Below are 9644 nucleotides of genomic sequence, written 5' to 3'. Positions count from 1 at the left end.
CCGATGCCGAGGTGCCGATGTCCAACGCCTTCGAGGCCGACATCGTCTGGATGCACGAGACGGCGCTCGAACCCGGCCGTCCCTATGACCTCAAGCTCGCGACTCGCGACCTGACCGGTCAGGTGAGCCACATCGACTATCAGGTTGACGTCAACACCCTCGAGCACAAGGATGCCGAGCGCCTGGAGCTCAATGCTATCGGCCGCTGCCAGGTGGAGCTGACCGCCGAGGTGCCGGTGGACGACTATCGCAAGAGCCCGGGTACCGGCAGCTTTATCGTCGTCGACCGGTTGACTAACGTCACCGTCGGGGCCGGCATGATTCGCGGCACGGCCAAGGGCAGCGGCCAGATCGGCGGTGATGTCGATTGGCAGGGCTTCGAAGTCGAGCTCAACGCCTTGGTGCGCAAGTACTTCCCGCACTGGGAAGCCAAGGATGTGAGCACCCTGCTGGGCCGCTAAGGCGCCGCCCAGGCCAACCCCTTGCCAGCCGAAAGCCCCGTCATCCTTGGGTGGCGGGGCTTTATTGTTCTTAAGAGCTAGTCCTTACGAGCTAGTCCTTTAAGCCCAGGCGCCTGGCCAGACGGTGCAGGTTGCCGGGGTCGATGCCAAGCCCTCGGGCGGTAGCCGCCCAGTTGCCGGACTTCGCCTCTAGGTGGGCCTGGATATGGCGGCGTTGGAAGTCGTCGGTGGCCTCGCGCAGGGGTAAGGCGCTTGCACCGCTCGGCGTGGCTGTTTTGGCACCCGGGGGGATGGCTGGCGTCTCGCCGCAGGTGTGACTTTCGCCTTCGGGCAAGTCGGGCAGTGCCAGGTGGTGGGGCGACAGGCGGAGTACTGACTGGCGCCTCACTTGAGGGCTGGCGGTTCCCTGCTCGCCAAGGGCCCTCAGCGCCGCTCTGCCCAGGGTGTGTTCGAGCTCGCGTATGTTGCCCGGCCACTGCCAGGCCGTCAGCGCGGCCATGGCGTCAGCGTCTAGGCGCAGGTTGGCGACCCCGAGCCGTATCCGGTTGACCTCAAGAAAGTGACCGGCCAGCAGTGAGATGTCCTCAGGCCGCTCGCGTAGTGGCGGAACGGCAAGCGGAAAGGCATTCAGGCGGTGGTAGAGGTCCTCGCGGAAGCGTCCGGCCTCGACCTCGCTTGACAGGTCACGATTGGTGACGGCGATGATGCGCACATCAATGCGTTCAGCGCGCTCGCTGCCCAACGGTTGAATTTCGCCTTCTTGAAGCGCTCTCAGCAGCTTGGGCTGCAGGCTCAGTGGTAGCTCGCCGACCTCATCGAGCATCAGAGTGCCGCCATCGGCCATGGCGAAGTGCCCGCGGCGCTCGGCATGTGCGCCCGAGAAGGCGCCGCGGCGGTGGCCAAACAGCTCGCTTTCGATCAGATGCTCGGGAAGGGCGGCGCAGTTGACCTGCACGAGTGGGCCGCGGTGGCGTTGGGAGCGGGCATGCAGGGCGCGCGCCACAGCTTCCTTGCCAACGCCGGTCTCGCCATGCAGCAGCACGCTCATGTCGGTAGGTGCCACCAGTGACAGGGCGTTCATCAGGCGCCCCATGACGGGACTGTGCCATTGTTGCAGAGGGGCGCTACGTTGCTCTTCCTCCAGGGCCTCGCTGAGCTGCTGGCGGGTGGTGCTGAGCTGTTCGGCCACTCGCAGACAGGTGCCGAGCAGGCGCGCGGCGGCAAGCAGCTCACCCTCATCCAGGTTCGCCAGTCCCTGAACGTTCAGTGCGTCTAGGGTCAGCAAGCCGATGAGCCGATCACCGTCTCGCAGAGCGACGCCCAGACAGTCGTGAACCTGGCTCATTTCCTCGTCGAGCAAGCCATCGAAGGGGTCGGGAAGCTCACTGTCAGGCGGAAAGCGACAAATACCGGGATGGGCGGCGATGGCCGCCAGGCGGGGGTGTTCCTGCAGCCGAAAGGGGCGGCCGCGAACGTCATCGGGCAGGCCCAGGACCGCCACCGGTCGCAGGCTGCCCTGGTCCATCACCATTAGCGTGCTGGCATCGGCTTGAGTATCACCGACCAGAGCATGCAGCAGCCTGGTCCACTCATCATGGTAAGCATCCTCGCCATCACCTTTGGAAAGCCGAGCGAGCAGATCGCGTAGGGCATCGAGAAAGTCGGCCATGTAAATGTCCTTATGACAATTCATGGTCATAAAGACATCATTTTGACTGTCAATTTGTCAATTACGCCTGGTGTTTCTCATGCCTGGAATCATTGATCGCTAGGGATGGATATTGCCGCAACCTGCGTGAAGCCTGGCCAGCGAAGGATAAGCTAATCTCTGGCGCACTTCTGGCACGAAGATTGCTGATTGGTAAAGAGGGAGGGTACCGAGTGTTATCTCGATGCCCCGTTATGGCGGTAAGCCAGGGGATGACAGCCAAGCGTTGTTATCAACTGTCGTTATCAACCGTCGTTATCAACCGTCTTTACCAAGAGTGAGAGCCTGCATGCTGACGAAAGACCAGGAACGTCTGATCGATGCGACTGCGCCGGTGGTAGCCGAGCACCTCAATACGATTACATCACGCTTCTACCCGTTGATGTTCGAGCGTTACCCGGAGGTTGCGCCACTATTCAACCAGACCCACCAGACCAATGGGGCGCAGCCTCAGGCGCTTGCCGGGGCGGTGCTGGCCTATGTGCAACTGCGCCGCGAGCCCGCCCGTGCCCGCCAGGTGTTGGCCACGGTGGTCAGCAAGCATGTGTCGCTGGGTATTCGGCCCGACCAGTACCCGATCGTCGGCGAATGCCTGATGGCGGCCATCGGCGAAGTGTTGGGCGATGCTGTGACGCCAGAAATCGCCGATGCCTGGGGAGCGCTCTACGAGGAGCTGGCGGGGCTTCTGATCGAGCTCGAGGACCATCGCTACTATGAATTCGCCCAGCGTGAGGGCGGTTGGCGAGGCACGCGTACCTTCCGCATCGACGCGACGCATCAGGAGAGCTCGGTGATTCGTTCCTTCGTGCTAGTTCCCGAGGATGGCAAGCCCGTGGCCGATTTCATGCCGGGGCAGTATATCGGGGTGAAGCTCACGATCGAGGGTGTTCCTGTCTATCGCCATTACAGCCTTTCGGCCTCACCCAATGGCGAGCGTTACCGGCTGTCGATCAAGCGTGAGCCTGAGGGGCGGGTCAGCCGTCATCTGCATGATGTGCTTGGCGTCGGCGATACCCTTGAATTGCTGCCGCCGGCGGGGGAGCTGACCCTCGCCGAGGGCAATGAGCCGCTGATGCTGATCAGTGGCGGTGTCGGCCAGACGCCGATGTTACCGCTGGCAGCACAGGCGCTGGAGCAGGGGCGTGAGGTCGTTTACCTGCACGCCGCACAGGAGCGGGCTCAGCACGCCTTTGCCGAGGAGCTGGCGTCTCTGAAGGCGAGCTATCCGAAGCATTTGACCAGCGCGGTCGTGTACGAGCGCGCCGAAGCGGGGGATGCCGCTGCCGATCATGTCGGCCGTATCGATGGCGACTTGCTGGCTCGCTATCTGCCGGCGGGTAAGCCGCACTGCTTCTTCGTTGGCCCGCAGGGGTTCATGACGGCGATGGACCAGGCACTGGCATCGCTAGGGGTTGACGGGGACCACCGTCACTATGAGCACTTCGGGCCTTCCCGCCCGCTTGATGCCTGAGGCCTTGGCTCGGGCGAGGCGCCTGCCTTGCCTGTCTTTCATCGTGTGTCGGCCGGCCTGCGTTGGCCATGGCTTTTCTAGAGGCCTTTCGAGGAGGCTTTCGAGAGCCCTTGAGGATCGTCAGGCCCGGAATGGGCCGTTATAGTACGCGTCGCTTAACACGATGGAATGACCAATGATTGACAATGGAATGACAGTCTCGCGCTGGCAGCATTGGCGCGAGATCAATCGCCAGCTGTGGCGCCTTGGGCTGGTCGGGGTGGCAACGCTGACCCTGATGCGTGGCCTGCTGCTGTGGATGAATGCCCCGACGCCGCTCACCGCGCCTGCCTTCGACCTGCTGCAGGCGTTCTGGATGGGCCTGCGCTTCGACGCCAAGATCATGACGGTACTGCTCGGTCCCTGGCTGCTGATCGCGACCCTGCTGTTGGCACTGCCGCGGCCCTTCATCGCCCTATGGCGGCAGCTGTGGTTCCCCTGGGCATTGGTCTGCATGGTGCTGGTCAACTTGCTGTCGTTGGTCAATCACTTCTTCTTCAGCTTCTATCAGGGGCCGATCAATTCACTGATCTTTGGCCTGTTCGAGGACGACACTCGGGCGGTGATCGATACGGTGTGGAGCGATTACCCCTTGCTGGCATTGCTGGTGGCGCTGGCCGGCATGACCGGCGCTCAGCTTGCCTGGATGCGCCGTGGCGGTAGTCGCGCTAGCTCACGCCGCTCGCGTCACCTTGGCTGGCCGCGAGCGAGTGTGCTGGTTGTCGTGAGCCTGGTTGCCCTCATTGGGCTGGGGCGCGGCAGTCTCGGCACCTTCCCGCTGCGTGAAATGAACATGGCCGTCTCGGCCAATGCCTTCGTCAACGATCTAGTGCCAAGCGGCCCGCAGGCGCTGTACCTGGCATGGAAGGAGCGTGAACTCAATAATATCGGCGACAATCCTCAGTCGGGGCTAGAGCATTACGGCTTTTCATCCCCGGTGGAGGCGGCTCGGGCGCTGGGCTGGACGGATGTCGACGATGGCGATGAGGTGCTCGAGCGCATGACGCTGACCACACCTCGCCGTCCGGCGGCCGAAGAGACGCCGCCCCATGTGGTCGTCAGCCTGATGGAAAGCTGGGGGCGCCGACCGTTGGATTTCGATGACCCCCATGGCAACGACCTGCTGGGGCGGTTGCGGCCCTGGCTCGAGGGCAAGGCGGACTATTTTCCCCAGGCTCTGTCGGCTGAGAATGGCACCCACCCGAGCCTCGAAGGACTGCTGTTGGATACGCCGATCAGCCCGCTGACCCAAAGTCGCTATGGCTATCGGCGTTTCTCGACCTCGGCGGCCTTACCCTACCAGCGAGCCGGCTATCGCACGGTATTTCTGACCGCGGGTTCGGTGCAGTGGCGGGATCTCGACGGTGCTCTGAAGCGCCAGGGCTTCGATGAGGTGCTCGGTTCCAGCGCGATTCGCGAGCGCTTCCCCGAGGCGACCGGTGGTACCTGGGGCCTGGATGACGAGTGGATGTTCCGCACCGGCGCCGAGCTCTTGCGCGAGGCAGACGCCAGGGGCGAAAAGGTAATGTTGGTGATGCTCTCGATCACCAACCACCCTCCCTATCATGTTCCCGATCATTACACGCCGGCGCCGCTGGATGTCGCGGCGCTGGGGGATGCGTTGGCGGTATCGCCCGAGCTTGGCACCTCGATTCTCGAGACCTACCAATACGCCAACGATGCGATGGGCGGCTTTTTGAATCGTCTCGAGTCACAGGACTTGCTGGACCACACCCTGTTCGCTGCCACCGGCGATCACAATTCGCGCTCGATCATCCAGTACCCGGATGCCCATGATCTGTTCGATCAGTTCGGGGTGCCGATTCTGATGTGGCTGCCGCCGCGCTACCGTGAGGGCGGCACCGCTCAGCGCGATGACTGGACCAGCCATCGGGATATCTTTCCCACCCTTTGGGCGCATTCGCTCTCCCAGGCCGAGATTCCCTGGGAAGGGCGTGATCTCTTCGCCGCGACCGAGGCGCCAATGGCCTTGTCGTTCAATCGCCAAGACGGCGGCGCTGGCATGATGGTGAGCGAGCAGGGCGCCGCGACCAACCTGGCGCAGCCGACCTTTTACGCCTGGCAGGATGGACGCGAGCTTGCCGCCACCGAGGCACCCTCCGATGCCCTGCGTGAACAAGCGCGTCAGGCCCGGGCGGCGCTGGCGCTGAAAGACTGGCGCATTCGCCGTCAGGCGTTGGGCGAGGTCGGCCCCTCAGACTAAAAAGCTTCACAGCCGGCCCCTGTGCGTCGACGGGGCCGGAGTAAGCACTATGTGTGCTGGGCGATGGCTGTGCGATAGCGCGGCGTATCAGGCTGGCTTGGTGGCGATCAGTACGGCGCGCCGCGGGGCCGGATAGCCCTCGATGGTGCGGCGCCGATCCTCGGGGTCGAGGAAGTCGGCCAGCGATTGGAAGGTCATCCACTCGGTCGCGCGCTGCTCGTCTAGGCTGGTCATGGATTCGTCGACCACCCGCACGTCGCGAAAGCCGCAGCGTTCCAGCCAGTGGCTCAAGGCGGCGGAAGAGGGCAGGAAGTAGACGTTGGGCATCGCCGCGTAGCGCTCGCCGGGCATGAACACGGTCGTGGCGTCGCCCTCCACCACCAGGGTCTCCAGCACCAGCTCGCCGCCGGGTCGCAGCGCGTCTTTCAACTGCTGCAGGTGCTCGAGAGGCGAGGGGCGGTGATAGAGCACCCCCATCGAAAACACGGTATCGAAGGCCTCTATGCGCTCGGGCACATCCTCGATGCCCACCGGCAGGAAGTGGGTGCGGCCGCCATCGGCGTCGCCGACAAAGTGGCGCACCGCCTGGAACTGGTAGAAGAAGCGCGGCGAGGGGTCGATCACCAGCACGAAGGCGGCGCCGGCCCCGGCCATCCGCCAGGCGTGGTAACCACTGCCGCCGCCCACATCGAGTACCCGACGACCGGCCAGCGGCGAGAGATGCGGCGCGACTCTTTGCCATTTCCAGTCCGAGCGCCATTCGGTATCGATATGGATGCCGCCCAGTGCATAGGGGCCCTTGCGCCAGGGCGCGAGCTTCTTCAGCAGGTTATGGCACTGGCGCTGTTGAGGCTCGCTCAGCGCCACCTCAACGCTGACCGTGTTTTGATCCAGGTCTGCCCGGCGTTCATCGGGCAGGGCGGGCAGTTTGGTCACTGCCTTCTCCCAGGCAGGCAGGTCGCCGTGGCGCTTGCGGTCAAGGCCACGGGCCAGCTGTTCGGGAAGGCGGGCCAGCCAGGCGTCGAGGCCCTGGTCGACGAAGGCGTGGTAGAGGCGGCGGTGGGAATCCGGTGACAACACTCAGGCGTCCTTGAAGGCGATGATCGAGGCGAAGTTCAGGTACTGGAACCAGGTGTGGCTGCGCTGGAAGCCGGCGCGGGCAAGGCGCTGGTGGTGGGCGGCGAGGGTGTCCGGCACCAGCACGTTCTCCAGCGCGGTACGCTTCTGACTGATTTCCATGTCGCTGTAGCCGTTGGCGCGTTTGAAGTCGTGGTAGCGCTCGACCAGCCAGGCATTCTCCTGCTCGTCATCGGCGACGATCTTCTCGGAGAGCACCAGCACACCGCCGGGCTCCAGGGCATCGAAAAGTGCCTTGATCACCGCTTCACGGTCGGCGGGTGGCAGAAACTGCAGGGTGAAATTGAGCACGATCATGCCCGAGGAGCGGTAGTCGAGCGCGCGAATATCGGCCTCGATGACCTCAAAGGCATGTTCAGGGCACTCGGCGGCGAAGGTCTCGCGGGCGCGGCTGACCATCGCCGGCGACAGGTCGACGCCGGTCAGGCGGAAGGCGTCCGCCGGCAGGCGCCCGGCCAGCGCCAGGCCCACTGCGCCCAGCGAGCAGCCGAGATCATAGACATGGGCGCCATGGCGCAGGTGGCGCTCGGCGATCACCCCGAGCATGCCGAGTATCTGGCCATAGCCCGGCACCGAGCGGCGGATCATGTCGGGGAAGCAGGCCACTACCTGTTCGTCGAAGGAGAAGCGGGCCACTCGGTCCAGGGGTGTCGAAAAGATCGCGTCACGGTAAGATGCGTCACTCATGGCGTCATGTCAGGGTCATAGCGGAATTTCCGGCATTCTACGCCCCGCGCCGCCCGGCTGCACCCGCTGCACCGGGAGACCGATGTGTTCGTAAAAGATGTTCGTCAACGGTGTTCGTCAAGGCGCCGCGCTCGTCAAGGAGAGAGAGTTCATGAGCCACCCGACCCCGATCGATCAGCGGCCCGCCTGGGCGGCGCTGGCGGAGCATGCGCGGCAGATGCGCCAGGTGCATCTGAAGACCCTGTTTCATGAGGCCGCGGCGACCGGCGAGCCCCGCTATCCGCGCTTCTGCCGGCGGGCCTCGGGGCTGACGCTCGACCTTTCCAAGCAGCGCTTCAGCAACGCGACCTTCGAGGGGCTGATGGCACTGGCCCGCGAGGCGGATGTGCCGGCGGCCATTACGCGGTTGCTGGCCGGCGAACGGGTCAACCATTCTGAAGATCGTCCGGCGTTGCACACTGCGCTGCGCCTGCCGGCTGACGCCCATCTCGAGGTCGAGGGCCAGGACCTGGTGCCCGCCGTGCACGCAACCCTCGATCGCATGGAGGCGATCGTCAACAAGTTTCACGCCGGCCAGTGGCGCGGCGCCACCGGCAAGGCGGTCAGCGATGTCGTCAACCTGGGGGTCGGCGGATCGGACCTGGGCCCGCTGATGGTCACCCATGCACTGGCCGACTATCGGCCCCGTGACGTACACGAGATCAAGGTGCACTTCGCCTCGACCATGGACGGCTCACAGCTCGCCGATTACCTGACGCGGCTGAATCCCGAGACGACCCTGTTCGTGCTGTCATCCAAGTCCTTCACCACTATCGACACCCTGTCGAACGCCCGCACGGCTCGGGACTGGCTGCTGACCCGGCTGGTTCACGATGATCACGAGGAGCCCAGTGCCATCGACCGGGCCCTGGTCATGCGCCAACACTTTATCGGCGTTTCGGCGAGCCCCGAGAAAATGGCCGAGTGGGGCATTGCCCCGGCTAACCAGCTCGAGTTCTGGGAATGGGTCGGCGGGCGTTATTCGCTGTGGGGCGCCATCGGGTTGCCCATCGCGCTGGTGGTGGGCATGGCGAACTTCCGCGCCCTGCTGGGCGGCGCTCACGCCATGGATCGCCACTTTCAGGAGGCGCCCCTCGAGGACAACCTGCCGGTGCTACTGGGCCTCGCCGGGATCTGGAACGTCAACTTCCTGGATATCCGCGCGCATTCGATCCTGCCCTACGACGGTCGGCTCGAGTATTTCGCGAGCTATCTCGAGCAGCTCGAGATGGAGTCCAACGGCAAATCGGTAACCAACGCGGGCCAGGTGGCCGCTTACTCCACCTGCCCGGTCCTCTGGGGCCAGCTCGGGCCCAATGCCCAGCACGCCTTCTATCAGCTACTCCATCAGGGCACCCAGGCCGTCGAGTGCGACTTCATCGCCCCGCTGCGCCGCTACGATCGTGTCGAGGACGCCGAGACCCGCACGCATCTCAAGGCCCAGCACCGTCTGACGCTGGCCAACTGCTTCGCCCAGTCGCGGCTGCTGATGTTGGGCGATGACGCCATCGAGGATGATGGCCCACGGCCGAACCACAAACGCTATCGCGGTAACCAGCCTTCCAGCACCGTGCTGCTCGACCGCCTGACGCCTCACACCCTGGGCGCCTTGATTGCCCTCTATGAGCATAAGGTGTTCGTGCAGGCCACCATCTGGGACATCAATCCCTTCGACCAGTGGGGGGTGGAGCTTGGCAAGCAGATCGCCGGCGAGACCCAACGCATCCTGGGCTCCCGTGAAGGTCTGGAGACCATGGACGATTCCAGCCAGGGCCTGATCCAAGCGCTGTGGGCTGCCGAAGATCAGGCGAGCTGCGAAGCCAAGTCAGCAACCTCACCGACAGGCGCGACTCGACGCGAGGTGTCTTGATGCTGGAT

General features: G+C 64.2%; 7 protein-coding genes. 4 read left to right on the top strand and 3 right to left on the bottom strand.

Annotated features, from left to right (window positions below):
* The coding region (locus HUS66_RS11970) for an elongation factor 1-alpha C-terminal domain-related protein (protein WP_425340085.1) at window positions 1–461 on the top strand (461 nt) is incomplete at its 5' end.
* 91 nt (window positions 462–552) lie between these two features.
* Here the strand turns inward: HUS66_RS11970 and norR are convergent.
* On the bottom strand, window positions 553–2130 hold the full coding sequence (norR, locus tag HUS66_RS11965; protein ID WP_175071134.1) for a nitric oxide reductase transcriptional regulator NorR: 1578 nt from the start codon (window positions 2128–2130) through the stop codon (window positions 553–555).
* 328 nt (window positions 2131–2458) lie between these two features.
* Between norR and hmpA the strand changes: the two genes are divergently transcribed.
* Window positions 2459–3640, top strand: coding sequence for an NO-inducible flavohemoprotein (gene hmpA / locus HUS66_RS11960; protein ID WP_175071133.1), 1182 nt, complete (start codon window positions 2459–2461; stop codon window positions 3638–3640).
* 175 nt (window positions 3641–3815) lie between these two features.
* Window positions 3816–5903, top strand: coding sequence for an LTA synthase family protein (locus tag HUS66_RS11955; RefSeq protein ID WP_175071132.1), 2088 nt, complete (start codon window positions 3816–3818; stop codon window positions 5901–5903).
* Between the two features lie 87 nt (window positions 5904–5990).
* Here the strand turns inward: HUS66_RS11955 and cmoB are convergent, their stop codons facing one another.
* Both cmoB and cmoA read right to left on the bottom strand, forming a co-directional pair.
* Complete coding sequence (gene cmoB / locus HUS66_RS11950) at window positions 5991–6983, bottom strand: tRNA 5-methoxyuridine(34)/uridine 5-oxyacetic acid(34) synthase CmoB (RefSeq protein WP_175071131.1); 993 nt, start codon at window positions 6981–6983, stop codon at window positions 5991–5993.
* Complete coding sequence (gene cmoA, locus HUS66_RS11945) at window positions 6984–7727, bottom strand: carboxy-S-adenosyl-L-methionine synthase CmoA (RefSeq protein WP_175071130.1); 744 nt, start codon at window positions 7725–7727, stop codon at window positions 6984–6986.
* 151 nt (window positions 7728–7878) lie between these two features.
* On the opposite strand from cmoA, the gene pgi reads away from it, so the two are divergent.
* A complete protein-coding gene (pgi, locus tag HUS66_RS11940) occupies window positions 7879–9636 on the top strand; it encodes a glucose-6-phosphate isomerase (protein ID WP_175071129.1) in 1758 nt (585 codons plus the stop codon).
* The last annotated feature ends 8 nt before the right edge of the window (window positions 9637–9644 follow it).

The sequence above is a fragment of the Onishia taeanensis genome (assembly GCF_013349955.1).
GTDB lineage: Bacteria > Pseudomonadota > Gammaproteobacteria > Pseudomonadales > Halomonadaceae > Onishia > Onishia taeanensis_B.
This window is presented reverse-complemented; position numbering and strand designations above follow the sequence as displayed.

What these genes read in the sequence shown, in the direction of transcription:
- HUS66_RS11955 (WP_175071132.1), top strand. Translation starts at nt 3,816, where the DNA reads ATGATTGACAATGGAATGACAGTCTCGCGCTGGCAGCATTGGCGCGAG.
- hmpA (WP_175071133.1), top strand. Translation starts at nt 2,459, where the DNA reads ATGCTGACGAAAGACCAGGAACGTCTGATCGATGCGACTGCGCCGGTG.
- cmoA (WP_175071130.1), bottom strand. Translation starts at nt 7,727, where the DNA reads ATGAGTGACGCATCTTACCGTGACGCGATCTTTTCGACACCCCTGGAC.
- pgi (WP_175071129.1), top strand. Translation starts at nt 7,879, where the DNA reads ATGAGCCACCCGACCCCGATCGATCAGCGGCCCGCCTGGGCGGCGCTG.
- norR (WP_175071134.1), bottom strand. Translation starts at nt 2,130, where the DNA reads ATGGCCGACTTTCTCGATGCCCTACGCGATCTGCTCGCTCGGCTTTCC.